Consider the following 16,696-nt stretch of genomic DNA (forward strand, 5'->3'; position numbering starts at 1 on the left):
TAAAAATTATACGATTATCAACGGTATTGTTTTATATCACCCCACGATAAGCCCCGGAAACTTATTGTGTTACAAGATATATAAGCAGGTAGAACAACAGTTAACAAATAAATGAAATCGAAGCTTTTAATCGTAACAATTATTTAATAACAAAAGAACCATTCATTTACTAGGAGGACAATAATTATGCGTCAAACATTTATGGCTAATGAAGCAAACATTGAGCGCAAATGGTATGTTATCGATGCAGAAGGTCAAACACTTGGTCGTCTATCATCAGAAGTAGCAGCTATTTTACGCGGTAAGAATAAAGTAACTTATACACCACACGCTGACACAGGTGATTATGTAATCATCATCAATGCAGGTAAAATTCAATTCACAGGTAATAAAGCTCAAGATAAAGTTTATTACCGTCACTCAAACCACCCAGGCGGAATCAAATCTGTTACTGCTGGTGAGTTAAGAGAAAACAATCCAGAACGTTTACTTGAAACTTCAATTAAAGGTATGTTACCAAGCACTCGTTTAGGTGAAAAACAAGGTAAAAAATTATTTGTATATGGTGGCGCTGAACATCCACACGCTGCACAACAACCAGAAAACTACGAGTTACGTGGTTAATTAGAAGGAGGAAATTACATTGGCACAAGTTGAATATAGAGGCACAGGCCGTCGTAAAAACTCAGTAGCACGTGTACGTTTGGTACCAGGTGAAGGTAACATTACAGTTAATGGTCGTGACGTACGTGCGTACTTACCATTTGAATCATTAATCTTAGACATTAACCAAGCTTTCGATGTTACAGAAACTAAAGGTAACTACGATGTATTAGTAAATGTACAAGGTGGAGGTTTCACTGGACAAGCTCAAGCTATCCGTCACGGAATCTCTCGTGCATTATTAGAAGCTGATCCTGAATATAGAGGTTCTTTAAAACGCGCTGGATTACTTACTCGTGACCCACGTATGAAAGAACGTAAAAAACCAGGTCTTAAAAAAGCACGTCGTTCACCACAATTCTCAAAACGTTAATATTGTTATTACGTTACAAAAGCACTTTTCGATTATCGAAAAGTGCTTTTTTTATACCCTAATTTATATTGAAAGTTTACTTACTGCATTTCTCCTAAAAGTGTAATCAAACGTTCTCGATGCTTTTCACCATATACATGTGGTAGCACCATAATTTCATCAGTATCATAATAGCGTTGAATATGCATTAATTGTCTATGAACCTCAGATATTGTACCTGAAACCACACGCTGTTCATTTTTGGCAATTTTTTCTTGTTCTCTTGTAGAAAAGCCTCTTTCTTCAACAAATTGAGGTGATGGATAGAATTGCGGTTGTTCTAAATAATTAATTCTTAGTAGCCAAAGATGAAATGCTTTAGTTAATGCGCTAATCTTAGGTTCATCGTCAGCAGAAATTACAAATGTAGCAACAATAATATAAGGTTGCTTATCAGTATGATTTGCTAAAAAAGTATGACGGTATGTTTCAATCATTGTGTCAATTTTATTTTGGGATTGTCCCATTAATGCTATAACTAATGGTAAGCCTTTTGAAGCAGCTATTTTGGCACTTGCTTCACTCGTCGATAATAAGAACATATTGGGCTGGGAATCAATGAGTGGGGTAGCTAACAATTGTTGAAATCTATTATGTGAAGATTTGTCATCATTAAAATAAGTACTTAAATCGGCTAGTTGTGTTTCATAATTTATTTGTTCATTTTTACCTTCATTGAGTGCTTTATTCACATTGTTAAAGCTCGGTGAGCGGCCTATACCTAAATCAACTCTATCGGTATGGCGAGCTTCTAAAATTTTGAATTGCTCCGCTACTTTATATGCACTATAATGTGGCAACATTATACCACCGCTGCCAATATTTATCGAAGTTGTATTTTCTAATAGTGACATCATAATCATTTCAGGGGCACTGGAAGCTACTGAATAGACTTGATGATGTTCAGCGACCCAATAACGCTTAAAATGATATTTTTCTGCTAATTGCGCAAGTTTCACAGTATGATTTAAAGCATCTGTGGCATTACGATTTTCAAATATTGGTACATAGTCTAATATACTTAACTTCATTTTTAAACGCTCCAATAGTAGTTTACAATTTTACGCTTATCATAACATGTGTAAATTGAATAAGCGATTTGATTGATTGAGCATAAATCGGGGAATATTATTAAATGTATGAATAATATCTAGGAGTGATGCAAATGAAAACAGAACAAGTAGTGCTCGCTAAAAGACCAGAGGGTATACCAGGTGATGATGTCTTTAGATACGAAACAATTGAAGTAGCCAAGCCTCAAGAAAATGAGATTATGTTGGAATCACTCTATATATCAGTCGATCCTTATATGAGAGGGAGAATGAATGATTCGGAGTCGTATGTGGCACCATTTGAACTAGATAAACCTATAGTTAGTCATATCGTTGCTAGAGTTATTGAAAGTAAGGATAATAATATTGTTGAAGATGATATTGTTGTTGGCAGATTACCATGGCGTAAAAAAATGACGGTTAATAGTGCAGAAGTCACAAAAGTAACTAATCATGATATTCCTATTTATTTATACTTAAGTGTATTGGGATTAACGGGTCAAACTGCATATCATGGATTATTAAAGATAGGTAATCCACAACCGAATGAAACAGTTGTAGTTTCAGCTGCGTCAGGCGCTGTTGGCTCTGTAGTGGGACAAATTGCAAAAATAAAAGGCGCACGTGTAGTCGGCATTGCAGGTGGCTCAGAAAAAACTAACTATATAAAAAATGAATTAGGCTTTGATGAAGCGGTTGATTATAAAGAGAGTGATTTTGCTCAAAATCTCGCTCAAGCCGTTCCGGATGGCATAGATGTTTATTTTGAAAATGTAGGTGGAGAAATTGCCGATGAAGTATTCAAACACCTAAACCAATTTGCAAGAATACCTGTATGTGGTGCAATATCAGGCTATAATGATAATGACATTTCATTCGGTCCAAGAATACAACCTATACTCATCAAATCTCAAGCACTGATGCAAGGATTTATTGTAGGTAATTATGCTGATGACTTTCCACAAGCTAGTAAACAGTTAGGGCAATGGGTAGAAGACAACAAAATTAAAACTAAGACATCCATAATGGATGGTTTTGAAAATTTACCGCATGCATTTAGAAATTTATTTAGTGGCGACAATTTTGGGAAACAAGTTGTTAATGTCGAAAATGATATATAAAAGGAGTGTATAAACGTGAAAGCAATTGGAGCAGATAAAGGATTCCAACTCGATGAAGGGAATTTATTTTATGAATTTGACCGAGCAAAACCTACACCACAAAATCAAGAACTGCTAGTTAAGGTTAATGCTATTAGCGTTAATCCGGTAGATACTAAAATAAGACAAAGTCCTGTAGAAGATGGACCGCGTATTTTAGGATTTGATGCAGTGGGTACAGTTGAAGCAGTGGGTGATAAAGTTGGTTCGTTTAAAATTGGAGATGAAGTTTACTATTCTGGGTCTCCAAGTTACCAAGGTTCAAACGAAGAATATCAACTCGTAGACGAAAGGGTAGTAGCATTAAAACCAACAAACCTTTCAGATGTTGAGGCTGCAAGTATTCCACTAACTGCTTTAACTGCTTCGGAAACACTATTTGATGTTTTTGGAATTTCGCATCAAGCTGAAGAAAATGAAGGGAAATCTATATTAATTATTAATGGTGCAGGTGGCGTAGGTAGTATTGCTACACAAATAGCCAAACATTATGGGCTTAAAGTTATTACCACTGCTTCTAGACCAGAAACGATTGAATGGACTCAAAATATGGGTGCTGATATTGTGTTAAATCATAGAAATGATTTAAGTGAAGAGTTTGAACAACATAATATAAAAGATGTTGACTACATCTTTTGTACGTTCGACACTGATTTATATTTCGAAAAAATGATTGAACTTGTAAAAACGAGAGGTAAAATTGCGACAATAGTTGCCTTTAAAGAGAAACAAGATCTCAATTTATTAAAATCTAAAAGTGTCACATTTACACATGAATATATGTATTCTAGATTGTTACATGATGCTAATGACATAAATAAACATCATCAATATTTAACGGATGTTACCGAAAAATTAGAAACTGGAAAATATAAACCTACGGTAAATAAAATTATTGATGGATTATCAGCTGACTCATTATATGAAGCGCATAAAACATTAGAAAGTCATAGTATGATTGGTAAATTAGTAATCAAGCTAGATGGCACAACAAACTAAATATTATGCGAAACAACCTTTAAATAAAAGGTTGTTTTTTCTATTTTATATGACTAAACCTTGCTCAAAAGGGTAAATAAACGTAGTTATAATAAATTGTACTTTATAAGAGGGACAACCTATTATAAAATTTCAAAATTATTCAAGTTATATTGTTTTTGATAACTTAATTTTTATTTTTTTTGACAAAAAAGTTAAAACAATGTTTTTTGAAATTACTTATTGGGTATAATTTTGTATGACGCAGTACTAAAAATCACAGTTTAAATGCATAGGAGGTGTCATACGGGGTGAAACGCTTAAAGAACTTTATCTTAGGGCTATTAATTGTTGTCATAGTTGGGTTCCTATTATTCATGTATATTGATGATTCTAGAATAACGCAATACCAACAATACCTATTACAATTTAATTGGTTCAAACCAACACTTATTGGATTGGCAGCATTTCTTATTTTGATAGGTCTTATCTTAGTATTTAGCTTGTTCAAACCTACGTATAGAAAACCTGGACTTTATAAAGATTATCAAGATGGACATATTTATGTATCTAGAAAAGCAGTTGAAAAATCGGCTTACGATACTTTAGTAAATTATGATCAAATTAGACAGCCAAACGTAGTGGCTAAACTTTATAACAAGAAAAAGAACTCGCATATTGCAATAAAAGCTGACTTCTTTGTTCCAGGAGATGTACAAGTTAAATCATTAACTGAGCAAATTAGAAATGATATTAAGCAAAATGTTGAACATTTTACAGAAATACCTGTAAAAAAATTAGAGGTCAATGTTAGAGATCAAAAAACCTCAGGTCAACGAGTGTTGTAAGGGAGGGTAATCATGACTAACAATAATAATCAAAATGGACAAGATTCCACTCAAGCAGTGATTGACTTATTTAAATCATTTAAGTGGAGAATTATAGGTTTCTTAGCATTCTTAATTATCGCGATTCTATTTTTAACATTAGGTTTCTGGAAAACAATTTTAATTATAGTATTGTGTTTAATTGGTATCGGTATAGGGTATATGAAAGACCGTAAGCAGGACTTTTTGAATTTTTTAAACCGATGGAGTTAAAAAATGATTTTTAAAATTTAAATTTTAAAATAAAGGAGAAATTAACATGGCAGTAGATAACAATAAAGCAAAACAAGCATATGATAACCAAACTGGAGTAAACGAAAAAGAGCAAGAACAAAGACAAGAGCAACAAAATCAAGAACCAAGCTTCTCTAACAAATTAACTTTTGCTGACGAAGTAATTGAAAAAATTGCTGGAATTGCAGCACGTGAAGTTAATGGCATCTTAGCTATGAAAGGTGGATTTGTTGATAGCATTTCAAGTTCATTCGGTAGTAATAGCGGTAACGTTACACAAGGTGTTAGCGTTGAAGTAGGAGAAAAACAAGCTGCAGTTGACTTAAAAGTTATTTTAGAATATGGTGAATCAGCTCCTAAGATTTTCCGTAAAGTAACTGACATTGTTAAAGAACAAGTTAAATATATTACTGGTTTAGATGTAGTAGAAGTTAACATGCACGTTGAAGACGTAATGACTAAAAAAGAATGGTCACAAAAAAATGACAAAAACCAATCTTCAAATAAAGAAGAAAAAGGTTTACAATAATTAAAAAATAGCCACGATTAACTTAATTGTTAATCGTGGCATTTTTTTATTGTTGTCGATAAAGTGGATTAGACACTTTAACATATGTGTAATAATCGGCTTCATCAACTAGTCTCATCGTAGTTACACACTTATAATCTATTTCTTTAGCGAATATAATTGTTTTAAATTGTTCTATACTTGCTTTATCTGTTACGGATTGTGCTATATTATCGATAATATTAGCTAAAATATCACTTAATTTATCCCATACCTTTGATTCGAAATTAGAATCTTTGGCTACTTTTGCCACTGTTAAAATAAATTCACCTAGGTGATTTTGTACCGTAGAATAAAAGGCTTTATTAAATACTGTTTGCTGCTTATCAGTAAGAATAAGTGATGAATTATGAAAGTTTGCAGTACTATACCCCGTTTCAGCTAACTGATTCTTGTCTATCCTTAAGCCTTCAAAATCTCTTATATATATCTTATTCAGTGATCCATCTTTATTAATGGCGACAACAGCATTTTGTAAATGAGCTTCTAAGGCTATCCCATATTTAGCAACTAATGGTACTACTAAGTTGAATAATTGTTGTCCATAATGTGTTAACCAGTCATATGCTGCTTCATCAAAATGACTGAATTGATAATTTTTCATATAGTCGTTGATGATAGTTTCTAATGATGCAGTTTGATTATAATGATGCGCGCTAACTAAACTAGAAGCGATAACAGGCGTCGCGTCATCATCTATAATATGATAAATGTTTTTCCTGAATAACGTGCCTAATTGCTCGCTACGTTGACGTTGTTTATCACCATCTTCATTGTTATAAAAATGTATACCTGCTAATTCGTCGACCGTCGTAGCTTGTATATTATTGAATAAAGCATCCTTATTTAAAATTTGATTTAAAATCTGTGTTACTAATGGTCCATTATATGTCGTTTGTTCAGATAAAGTTCTGATTTCTCCAGTAATGTGTACATTTGTAGCTAGTTTGATATGTGGTAAAAGGTTTGGGTATTTTGGCATTAATGTTCTAAATGATAACCCAGAGAAATAGTTAACATCGTAATCAAGTAAAATAAATTGCTCGCTCGATATTAAATCTTTATATTCTTCTTTTAAAATGCGTTCATATTGCCAAGGATGGATAACGATAATATTGTAGTTTGTAATTTGCGCTTGGCTAATTTTATTTAATACAGAAGCTTCAAGTCCATCGAATTGTTCAAATAACATTTCATTAAATGAACCATGTAGTGATTGAGTACGAGATAAATCTTTATGTAATAATGCGAATTTTAGATTTAATGGCGTACCAAATTCAGATGAATAATTGATAGTCTCTTGTGGTGTCATGCCTTTACGTAATTTGGCGCCAGGATGAAGCGGATGACCTTCAATAACAGCTTGTTCTGATCTTAAATAGCTATCTTCGGCATGTTTGATGAGTTGCCAAAGTTCTGTATGATCATTTTCAAAGTGAAGCGCCTGAAAGCTAATTGCTAATGCTAGGTTAGCGGCACTATTGATCATATCAGCATTAAATTGCTCGCTGGCACTATTATTTAATTCTGGTAATTCGACTAAAATACAATCTAATACTTCTGAAGGGTGTAAAATACGATTGTATTTATTGTCCTCAATAAAATAAAAAGGACCTTCAACATCTAAACGATCAAATGCGAATGAACCAGATATTGGAGCAATGATTGTTTTATTTACTTTAGGATAATTAATTTTAAGTACTTTGGATTGTGATGTTGAAATATCATATGATAGTTCATTAACATCTACGATTGTGCTATAGAGATGACATTGCGCTAAGTTTTCTCTATACATAGACGTTATTAGCCGTTGCGTAATTTTATCACGGCTTGTCATAACTGTTTCTTTATATTTAGTCGCCCATGCTGTATGAGTTGAAATTAAATATTCATAAGCATGACGTTCATCTTCAGTTAATTCGATTTGCAGATTCATAATGCACCTCTAAAAAAATTATTTTACAAATGTATATTATATTTGTATAATCCATAATATCGATAATGATAATTATTATCAATTGAAAAGATGGGTGGATTTTTATGGCTAAGTACTTTTTTCCTAGTTCATTTCTACTGTTCTTAGGAAATTGGATAGGACAGATTACTTTAAATTGGTATGTATTTAGTTTATACCATAATGCAATATATTTGGGCTTAATAAATTTCTTCAGATTAATACCCATCCTAATTTTAAGTTTATGGGCTGGTAATTTAGCTGATAAATATAATAAAGCTACCTTAATCAAAATTACGATATCGTTATCATTTATTTTAACGAGTTTACTATGCATACTCAACATAACGTTAGATAAATTACCGATAATTATATTTTTAATCTATTCATTGGGTAGAGGAATACTTAGCGCCGTAGAGACACCGATAAGACAATCGGCATTGCCTAATCTAAGTTCCAAATTATCAACTACACAAGCAGTCTCTTATCATTCATTTATAATTAATATCTGTCGTTCTATTGGACCGGCAATTGCAGGTTTTCTTGTTGCAACATATAATTCGCAAGTTTCATTTGTAATTCAAGCAATTTGTTACTTGTTAGCTGCATTGGTTTGTTTACCGATTAGTTTTAAAGCAGATAATCAAATTAAAACAAGCAAAACATTGTCATTAAAAGTAGTATCTGATTATTTCAAAGAAAATCTTGTTGGAGCAAGAATCTTTATTACATCATTATTAATCATGGCTACTGGCTTTTCATTTAGCACGTTACTACCTGTATTAACTGATAAAAACTTTCCGAATCAAGCTGCAATTTTCGGTACAGCCATGACATGTAGCGCAATTGGAGGAATTATTTCGACAGTAGTATTACCTAATATTTTAAATAGATTATCAATCGTCCAAGTATATTACGGCAGTTCAATTTTATTTGGCATTTCATTATTAGGAACGATGATATCTAATACATATACATTATTTATTTCGATATTTTTAATTGGTTTATTCAGTCAGTGGGCGAGAACAACGAATAGAATTTACTTCCAAGAACGTGTAAGCACTGAAAACCGAGGTAAAATAATTAGTGTAATAATGATGGACCGAGGAATGATACCATTAGGTTCTATGTTAATGAGCTTTATTGCTAATTATTTTGGTATTATACAAACATTTATGATTATGGGTCTAAGCACATTATCCATTGCACTTATCTTTAGCATTATTAATAACAGAAAAAAGTTGGAGGACCTAATTTATGATTAGTTCAGCGTGGGACTTAGCAGATTTAAACGTACAACATAGAGTGATGAACGCAATAATTAAAGAAGAAATATTTCCTGAAGGATTAGTGTTGAGTGAGCATAACAACCAAGTTAATTTGCAATATAAGGGTCGAGCGCTTGTACTTGATGTAGAAAGAAAAAGTATTATGCAACGTTATGTTTTTATAGGTAAGCCAACTTACAAATGCGGCAATACCCAATATTTAATTAACGATCTCGAACAATTGATTAACATTTTAACGTATGAATTTGATATTAATATTCAAGAGCGACTAAAAGAAGAGTTATTATCTAGCAGAGATGGTTTCGAAATAACTTATCAAAACTTTGACAACAGAAAAGAGCATATTCATTCAAGTTTACGTTTTACCCGAATGCCAGAAATTATTAATTTTTTTGCTTGGTTACAACATATTACTGCAGAGAATGAATTGAATGATTTGAGTTATACTGAAAGCCTTGTATTAGAAGGTCATCCAACACATCCTTTATCTAAAACAAAGCTGCCATTGACACAAGAAGAAATGAAAAAATACGCGCCAGAGTTTGAAAAAGTCATACCTCTTAAGCTGATGTTAATTCATAAAGATAAAGCCGTTCCAACGACTATGGAAGACGATGAACAATTTATATTGGACAGTGTATTACCTGAATATAAATATAGACTCAAAGCATTTTTAGAACCTTATCATCTTAAACTTAAAGATTATCAATTAATTTTAGTGCATCCATGGCAATATGATAATGTCATTGTGAACGAATTTAAATCATGGATTAAGGATCAATATTTGTTACCAACGCCTTTTGAAATCCCATCTAAAGCAACATTGTCATTTAGGACGATGGAATTAATAAATAAACCTTTTCATATTAAATTGCCAGTTAGTGTACAGATGACTAGTGCAATTAGAACTGTTGGACCGGTAACAACTATAGATGGTCCACGCCTAAGCTATGAATTACAATCTATGTTGGATATTTATCCTCATCTACAAGTAGCAACAGAACCGTATGGTATTTACGCGAACACAGAAGAATCATTAGCTAAACAACTAGCGTGTATTGTTAGAAGAAAGCCAATTTTTGTACGTAATGGCGTAACAATAGTCACAGCGAGTTTAGTTAATAAGAACCCAATAGATAATAAATTTATCGTCGACAGTTACATCGAATGGATAGATAATGGTGTTAATAAAGAGACGATACAAAAATTTATGTTTTATTATGCAGACACATTAATCAAACCACTCATAGCTTATATACAAGATTACGGCATAGCATTAGAAGCACATATGCAAAATACAGTGGTTAATTTAGGTTATGATTATCAAATGGCATTTATTGTTAGAGATTTAGGCGGTTCCAGAATAGATTTAAATACGATGCATGAACGTTTACCTAATGTGGAAATTAATAATAAAAGTTTAATTGGTGAATCTATAGAAGCGGTTATTGAGAAATTTCAACATGCAGTAATTCAAAACCAAATAGCCGAATTAATCCATCATTTCAATCAATATGATGATATTGACGAACAAGAATTATTCAACATTGTCCAAAGCGTCGTTGATGATGCAATAGATGATAATAAAAACCATGCCACTGAATTAAGAAATATATTATTTGGCGAAACAATTACAGTCAAAGCACTTTTAAGAATGAGAATGGAAGACAAGGTCAAAAAATATGTAACTACAGAATTACCTAACCCAATAAGAAAAGAGGTGTAAAGTTATGGTGCAATTACAAATTAATTTATCTAAAATTCAATACAATGCTAAAGTATTAATGTCTACATTAGCCGAACATGATATTAACTTTACACCTGTAATTAAATGCGTAGCAGGGGATAGAAGAATTATAGAAGTATTAAAACATATTGGATTAACTCACTTTGCTGAAGCACGTATGGATAATGTAAATAAATCATTAGACGAAGATGTATCTTTTACAATAATAAGAAATGTAAATCAAAGTGAACTAGAGGACCTTGTGCTTAAAAGTAAAATGAGTATTCAGACTGAAATTGCTACAATTAGAAAAATAAATGACGTGGCTAAAAAGCATCATAAAAAGCATCAAATATTGCTGATGATTGATTGGAAGGACGCACGAGAAGGTATTCTGACTTATGATGTTATAAACTATATTAATGAAATTTTATCTATGCATCATATTTGTTTGTCAGGTTTAGCATTTAACTTTATGTGTTTCAATGCCATACCACCTAATGATCATGATGTAGAAATGATTAATCAATTTGTGGCTTCAATAGAAAATGAAGTAGGATTTCATTTCAAGATTATCTCGGGTGGCAATTCTAGTATGTTACCACAAATGTTTTATAACAATTTAGGTATGATCAATGATTTACGCATTGGAGAAACGCTATTTAGAGGTGTGGATACTACTACTGATAAACCTATTGCTACATTGTTCCAAGATGCGATTACAATGGAAGCTGAAATAGTAGAAATAAAACCAAGAGTTGATATATCTAGCGGCAAAAGTTATTTGCAAGCGATATTAGATATTGGTTATTTAGATACTTACGTAGATGAAATTGTGCCGATTAATAGCAACATTACCGTACTAGGGGCTACAAGTGACCATGTAATGATAGATTTACAAAACTGTGATCATTATCAAGTAGGTGACAACATTCACTTTGCGTTAGGATATAGAGCGTTAGCTCAAAGTATGTATGCCGATAATGTACCGAAGCATTACGTAGAAGATTCGGGCATTCAATTAATGAATGAACACTTCATAGAGCAGCAATTAAATAGTTAGTAAGGTAAATTTAAATTTATGTTGACAATGATAATCGTTATCAATAGAATTGAATGTGTAATGTTATACATATTTAAGGAGTGAAACGATGAAGCATAAAGTCAAATTTATAAGTGTTATGTTTTTAGCATTATCATTGTTATTAGTAGCAGCATGTGGAACGGTTAGTAATAACGATTCCAAAAAGTCTAACAACAAGAGTGACGCTAAAGATACAGTTTCTATAAAAAATGATGGTGGCACAACTAAAGTTAAGAAAAATCCTAAAAAAGTTGTGGCATTAGAATTTTCATTCGTTGATGCACTTGCAGCTTTAGGTGTTAAACCTGTAGGCGTTGCAGATGATGGCGATAAAAATAGATTACTTGAGCCAATCCGCAATAAAATTGGTGATTATAAATCAGTAGGTGCTCGTAAACAACCTAACTTAGAGGAAATCAGCAACCAAAAACCAGATTTAATTATAGCTGATAGTAATAGACATAAAGGTATTAAGAAAGATTTAGAAAAAATAGCACCGACTATTATGTTACCTAGCTTTGATAGTGATTATAAAGACAACATTGAAGCATTCAAGACAATCGCCAAAGCAGTAGGTAAAGAAGATAAAGGTAAAGAAAGACTTGATAAGCACGAAAAATTAATGGATAAATACAGCAAAGAAATCACATTAGATAAAAAAGAAGCAGTATTACCTGCCGTTGCTTCTAAATCAGGCCTATTAGCCCATCCTGAAAATACATACGTAGGACAGCTATTAAAAGAATTAGGTTTTAAAAATGCTTTAAATAAAACTAAAACAGATAGCTTATCTAAATATCTAAAAGGCCCTTATCTACAATTGAATTCTGAAGTTCTTTCAGATATAAATCCTGGAAGAATGTTTATTATGACTGCTAAAGGTAAAGATGATCCAGACTTGAAGAAACAAGAAAGTGATAAAGTTTGGAAAGATTTAGATGCAGTTAAGAATAATAGAGTCGATGTAGTTGATAGAAATACATGGGCTCGAGCAAGAGGTATCATTTCATCAGAAGAAATCGCTAAAGAATTAGTTAAGATTTCAAAAAATGAAAGTAAATCTCAAGATAAGTAAGGTGGAAAATAATGGCTAAATTAAATGCATTTAGCCAAACTAAGATTAAACAAGATAAGCCTAAGCGAGCCGCACTCATATTTATTGTGAGTGTGTGCTTGCTTTTTATCGTAATGTATTTAAACTTAGCTATTGGCTCATCGCATATTACAACACGCGATATTTTCAGTTATTTGACAGGACATACAAATTCTAAAGCGACATTTTTAGTGCATAACGTCCGCATGCCTAGAATGCTTGGTGGGTTATTAATTGGTGCAGCATTGGCGTTATCAGGTTTATTAATGCAAGCGATGACTCGAAATCCATTAGCTTCTCCTCAAATTTTTGGTGTTAATTCTGGTGCGTCATTCGTCATTGTATTAATTACATTAGCGATACCATCTTTATCATCAATTTCTACTATTTTGGCATTTATAGGTGCGTTTATTGGTGGCTTGACTGTTTATTTATTATCTGGATCGACGCAGAAAATCACACCGATTAAGTTGGCACTTGCTGGTATGGCAGTGCACTTGTTTTTCTCGAGTATGACGCAAGGACTCATTTTATTAAATGAAGATTCTACGACTACGGTTATGTTTTGGCTAGTAGGTTCATTATCTACTATTAAATGGGTACAAGTAATGAATATTTTACCGTGGTTAGTTATAGCATTTGTCGTAACTATATTGATGGGGAGACAGCTGTCAGTATTAGAGTTAGGCGAGGATTTAGCAAAAGGATTAGGACAAAAAATTCAATTAATCCGAATCATGATTGGCATACTCGTTATCGTTTTAGCAGGTACTTCAGTGTCGATTGCAGGTCCAATTGGATTTGTAGGACTCATCGTACCGCATATTGTTAAACATTATGTCAGCAGGAATTATTTATTGATGATTCCTTTATCAATGGTAATTGGAGCAGATTTGTTATTACTTTCAGATGTTCTAAGTCGATTAATTGCATTTCCTTTCGAATCACCAGTTGGTATCGTTACATCATTTTTAGGAGCGATATACTTCTTAGCAATTACCATTAGAGGAGTAGATCGACTATGACAAACAAACTTTTAATTCGTTACATAACAATTAGTATTCTTTTAATATTAAGTACTATTTTATCTTTATCTGTTGGTGCAGTATTTATTAATCCAATTGACGTGATAAATGATGTATTGGCACATAGCAATTTTATAATTAATGAGTACCGTATGCCTAGAATGTTATTAGCACTTATTGTCGGTAGTAGCCTATCTATTTCTGGTGCACTTATTCAGGGTGTTGTTAGAAATCCTCTTGCTTCACCGGATGTTATTGGTGTTACGAAAGGTGCCAGTTTAACAGCAGTTATTATTATCATGCTTTTTCCATCAGCACCACTATTTATTTTGCCTTTTGGTTCATTCGCTGGTGCGTTAGTTATTAGTGTATTATTAACTTTTTGTATCACTAAACTAAATGTAAAAGGGTCTAAGTTAGCATTAATTGGTCTAGCTATTGGTGCGATTTGTACAGCAATTGTGCAATATTTATTAATAAGAAATCCTTTAGATGCAAACAATGCATTAGTATGGTTAACAGGAAGTCTATATGGCCATAACATGAACAATGTAGTGGCTTTATTACCATGGTTCATCGTGACATTACCTATTATTTTTTATTATAGCTTCCAACTGGATATTCTTAATCTTGGCGATGATGTGGCTATGGCTTTAGGCGCAAGAGTTAAACACGTTAAAGTGGTTTTATTACTTTTAGCTGTTATTTTAGCCGGTGCATCTATTTCAGTCGTTGGGGGTCTTACGTTTTTAGGTTTATTAGCGCCACATATTGCTCGTTCATTAGTAGGCCCCAAACATATTCATATTGTAACTATGTCAGGTTTAATAGGGGCGTTATTATTAGTCGTTAGTGATACATTAGCGCGCGGTATTCATCCTCCATTAGATATTCCTGTAGGTGTTATTGTGACGATAGTAGGAGCGCCATATTTTTTATATTTATTAAGAAAAATGTAGGGTATAATAACAATAACAGTGTATATTTAACTCCATATTTGATAGTTTAGTTGTACTTAAGAAATTATATAACTTACGCTATTTACATAAATATACATATTAAGTTATAATTATTGCTGCATAATGGAGATGACGGAATATGAACGACACCTAAGGGAGATGAAGCTAATGAATCAATATAGTAGGTCGCAAATTATTAAAGGTCGTTTGAAGTTTATTATTATGTCGCTTATAGGAATAATATTATTTTTATTACCTATCACAGTGACTAATGATGATGGAAAAAAAGAAACAACTTTAACAGTAGCTTTTTTAGCGGGTGTATTAAAAGATTTAATTGGTGGCGCAATGCCAATAATTATTGTACTTATTATTACACTTTCAGGAATATTAACTTTACTTTGTTCTACAATTTTAAAAAGCAAATTAAATCCAGATGGACTCATGTACAACGCTTTTAATGTTAAATGGATTTGGCTGATATTAAGATTGTTAGCAGTAGTGTTTGTTTGGATTACATATTTAAAAGTTGGGACAGAAGTTATTTATTCTGAAGATACAGGTGCATTAATATTTACAAGCTTATTACCTACATTAGTAACAGTATTCCTTTTTGCGGCATTATTTCTGCCGTTATTAATGGAATATGGTTTACTTGAATTATTAGGTCCGATATTTAGACCTATCATGAGACCACTTTTTACATTACCAGGGCGCTCTACAGTAGATAATTTAGCTTCATTTATCGGTGATGGTACCGTGGGTGTACTCATAACTAGTAAACAGTACGAAGGTGGCTTTTATTCAAAAAGGGAAGCAACAGTTATTGCGACTACTTTTAGTGTTGTGTCTTTAACTTTTGCTATTGTAGTAGCACAGACTGTGCATATGCAAAACCACTTCTTTTACTTCTATTTAACGGTTATTGTATCATGCTTAGTTTTAGCAGTGATTACGCCAAGAGTATGGCCGTTACGTTCGGTTAAAGATATCTATGCAAAAGAAGTACCAGAAGAAATGCGTACCGAGAAATTGCCAGAAGGTAAAACTGCATTAAGTCATGGGTTTGATATGGCTACGGAAACAGGTATTAAAGCGCCAGGTTTTAGAGCCTTCTTTAAATCAGGTTTTAAAACAGTAATTGATATGTGGTTTGTAATATTACCTGTCGTTATGAGTATTGGTACTCTAGCGACAATTATAGCGAACTACACACCACTGTTCTCAATCATTGGTAAACCTTTTGTACCATATCTTGAATTATTACAAATCCCAGAGGCAGCACATGCTTCCGAGACAATAATTATTGGATTCGCCGATATGTTCTTACCATCAATATTAATTGAAGGTGCGAATAGCCATATTACTTTATTTGTTGTCGGTGCACTAAGTATCACACAACTTATATACCTTTCAGAAGTAGGTGGAGTAATTTTAGGCTCAAAAATTCCAGTCAGTATATTTAAGTTATTTGTCATTTTCCTAATTCGTACAGTGATTGCTTTACCTATAATTGCGTTAATGGCTCACTTATATTTTAGTTAAATATTAATTTAATAAGCATAAAAAAAGTACGCACCCTCAAATGGACGCGTACTTTTTTTATGAAAAT

Annotated in this window: 16 protein-coding genes; 14 read left to right on the forward strand and 2 right to left on the reverse strand. The window is 32.6% G+C overall.

Translation table 11 applies throughout. From position 1 onward, the window contains the following. Positions 1-186: 186 nt before the first annotated feature. Together rplM and rpsI are read left to right on the forward strand one after the other, a co-directional pair. Positions 187-624, forward strand: coding sequence for a 50S ribosomal protein L13 (rplM, locus tag ISP08_RS03655; protein ID WP_048792946.1), 438 nt, complete (start codon positions 187-189; stop codon positions 622-624). A 19-nt stretch (positions 625-643) separates the two neighbouring features. Next, positions 644-1,036, forward strand: coding sequence for a 30S ribosomal protein S9 (gene rpsI / locus ISP08_RS03660; RefSeq protein ID WP_048792945.1), 393 nt, complete (start codon positions 644-646; stop codon positions 1,034-1,036). 80 nt (positions 1,037-1,116) lie between these two features. On the opposite strand, the gene ISP08_RS03665 is transcribed toward rpsI, so the two are convergent. Beyond that, positions 1,117-2,106, reverse strand: a complete 990-nt coding sequence (locus ISP08_RS03665; protein ID WP_195719433.1) for an LLM class flavin-dependent oxidoreductase — start codon at positions 2,104-2,106, stop codon at positions 1,117-1,119. Between the two features lie 134 nt (positions 2,107-2,240). Here ISP08_RS03665 and ISP08_RS03670 point away from each other — a divergent pair, with 134 nt between their 5' ends. From ISP08_RS03670 to ISP08_RS03690, 5 genes are all read left to right on the forward strand, one after another. Then, entirely contained in the window at positions 2,241-3,248 is a 1,008-nt protein-coding gene (locus ISP08_RS03670; RefSeq protein ID WP_195719434.1) for an NADP-dependent oxidoreductase, read from the forward strand. A gap of 15 nt (positions 3,249-3,263) precedes the next feature. Continuing rightward, the gene (locus tag ISP08_RS03675; RefSeq protein WP_195719435.1) at positions 3,264-4,286 is read left to right on the forward strand and encodes a zinc-binding alcohol dehydrogenase family protein; all 1,023 of its coding nucleotides are present in this window, start codon (positions 3,264-3,266) and stop codon (positions 4,284-4,286) included. Between the two features lie 290 nt (positions 4,287-4,576). After that, positions 4,577-5,113, forward strand: coding sequence for an alkaline shock response membrane anchor protein AmaP (gene amaP / locus ISP08_RS03680; protein ID WP_048792779.1), 537 nt, complete (start codon positions 4,577-4,579; stop codon positions 5,111-5,113). Positions 5,114-5,125: 12 nt separating this feature from the next. After that, on the forward strand, positions 5,126-5,365 hold the full coding sequence (locus tag ISP08_RS03685; RefSeq protein ID WP_048792778.1) for a DUF2273 domain-containing protein: 240 nt from the start codon (positions 5,126-5,128) through the stop codon (positions 5,363-5,365). A gap of 46 nt (positions 5,366-5,411) precedes the next feature. Further along, on the forward strand, positions 5,412-5,915 hold the full coding sequence (locus tag ISP08_RS03690; RefSeq protein ID WP_048792777.1) for an Asp23/Gls24 family envelope stress response protein: 504 nt from the start codon (positions 5,412-5,414) through the stop codon (positions 5,913-5,915). A 46-nt stretch (positions 5,916-5,961) separates the two neighbouring features. On the opposite strand, the gene ISP08_RS03695 is transcribed toward ISP08_RS03690, so the two are convergent. After that, positions 5,962-7,890: an IucA/IucC family protein gene (locus ISP08_RS03695; RefSeq protein ID WP_195719436.1), complete on the reverse strand. Its 1,929-nt coding sequence runs from the start codon at positions 7,888-7,890 to the stop codon at positions 5,962-5,964. Positions 7,891-7,994: 104 nt separating this feature from the next. Here ISP08_RS03695 and ISP08_RS03700 point away from each other — a divergent pair, with 104 nt between their 5' ends. The 7 genes from ISP08_RS03700 to ISP08_RS03730 all read left to right on the forward strand — a co-directional run bounded on the left by ISP08_RS03700 (position 7,995) and on the right by ISP08_RS03730 (position 16,629). Beyond that, entirely contained in the window at positions 7,995-9,173 is a 1,179-nt protein-coding gene (locus ISP08_RS03700) for an MFS transporter (protein WP_195719437.1), read from the forward strand. Continuing rightward, complete coding sequence (locus tag ISP08_RS03705; RefSeq protein ID WP_195719438.1) at positions 9,166-10,923, forward strand: IucA/IucC family protein; 1,758 nt, start codon at positions 9,166-9,168, stop codon at positions 10,921-10,923. The genes ISP08_RS03700 and ISP08_RS03705 overlap by 8 nt, the downstream gene beginning before the upstream one ends. Positions 10,924-10,927: 4 nt before the next feature. After that, positions 10,928-11,986, forward strand: coding sequence for an alanine racemase (locus ISP08_RS03710; protein ID WP_195719439.1), 1,059 nt, complete (start codon positions 10,928-10,930; stop codon positions 11,984-11,986). 88 nt (positions 11,987-12,074) lie between these two features. Beyond that, positions 12,075-13,082, forward strand: coding sequence for an ABC transporter substrate-binding protein (locus ISP08_RS03715; protein WP_195719440.1), 1,008 nt, complete (start codon positions 12,075-12,077; stop codon positions 13,080-13,082). An 11-nt stretch (positions 13,083-13,093) separates the two neighbouring features. Beyond that, positions 13,094-14,125, forward strand: a complete 1,032-nt coding sequence (locus tag ISP08_RS03720) for a FecCD family ABC transporter permease (RefSeq protein WP_195719441.1) — start codon at positions 13,094-13,096, stop codon at positions 14,123-14,125. Beyond that, positions 14,122-15,084, forward strand: a complete 963-nt coding sequence (locus ISP08_RS03725) for a FecCD family ABC transporter permease (protein WP_195719442.1) — start codon at positions 14,122-14,124, stop codon at positions 15,082-15,084. The genes ISP08_RS03720 and ISP08_RS03725 overlap by 4 nt, the downstream gene beginning before the upstream one ends. Before the next feature lie 168 nt (positions 15,085-15,252). Further along, positions 15,253-16,629 carry a YjiH family protein gene (locus ISP08_RS03730; protein ID WP_195719443.1) on the forward strand — a complete coding sequence of 459 codons (1,377 nt, stop codon included), beginning with the start codon at positions 15,253-15,255 and terminating at the stop codon, positions 16,627-16,629. Positions 16,630-16,696 lie beyond the last annotated feature (67 nt).

This window comes from Staphylococcus lloydii (genome assembly GCF_015775975.1).
In the GTDB taxonomy this organism is placed as follows: Bacteria; Bacillota; Bacilli; order Staphylococcales; family Staphylococcaceae; genus Staphylococcus; species Staphylococcus lloydii.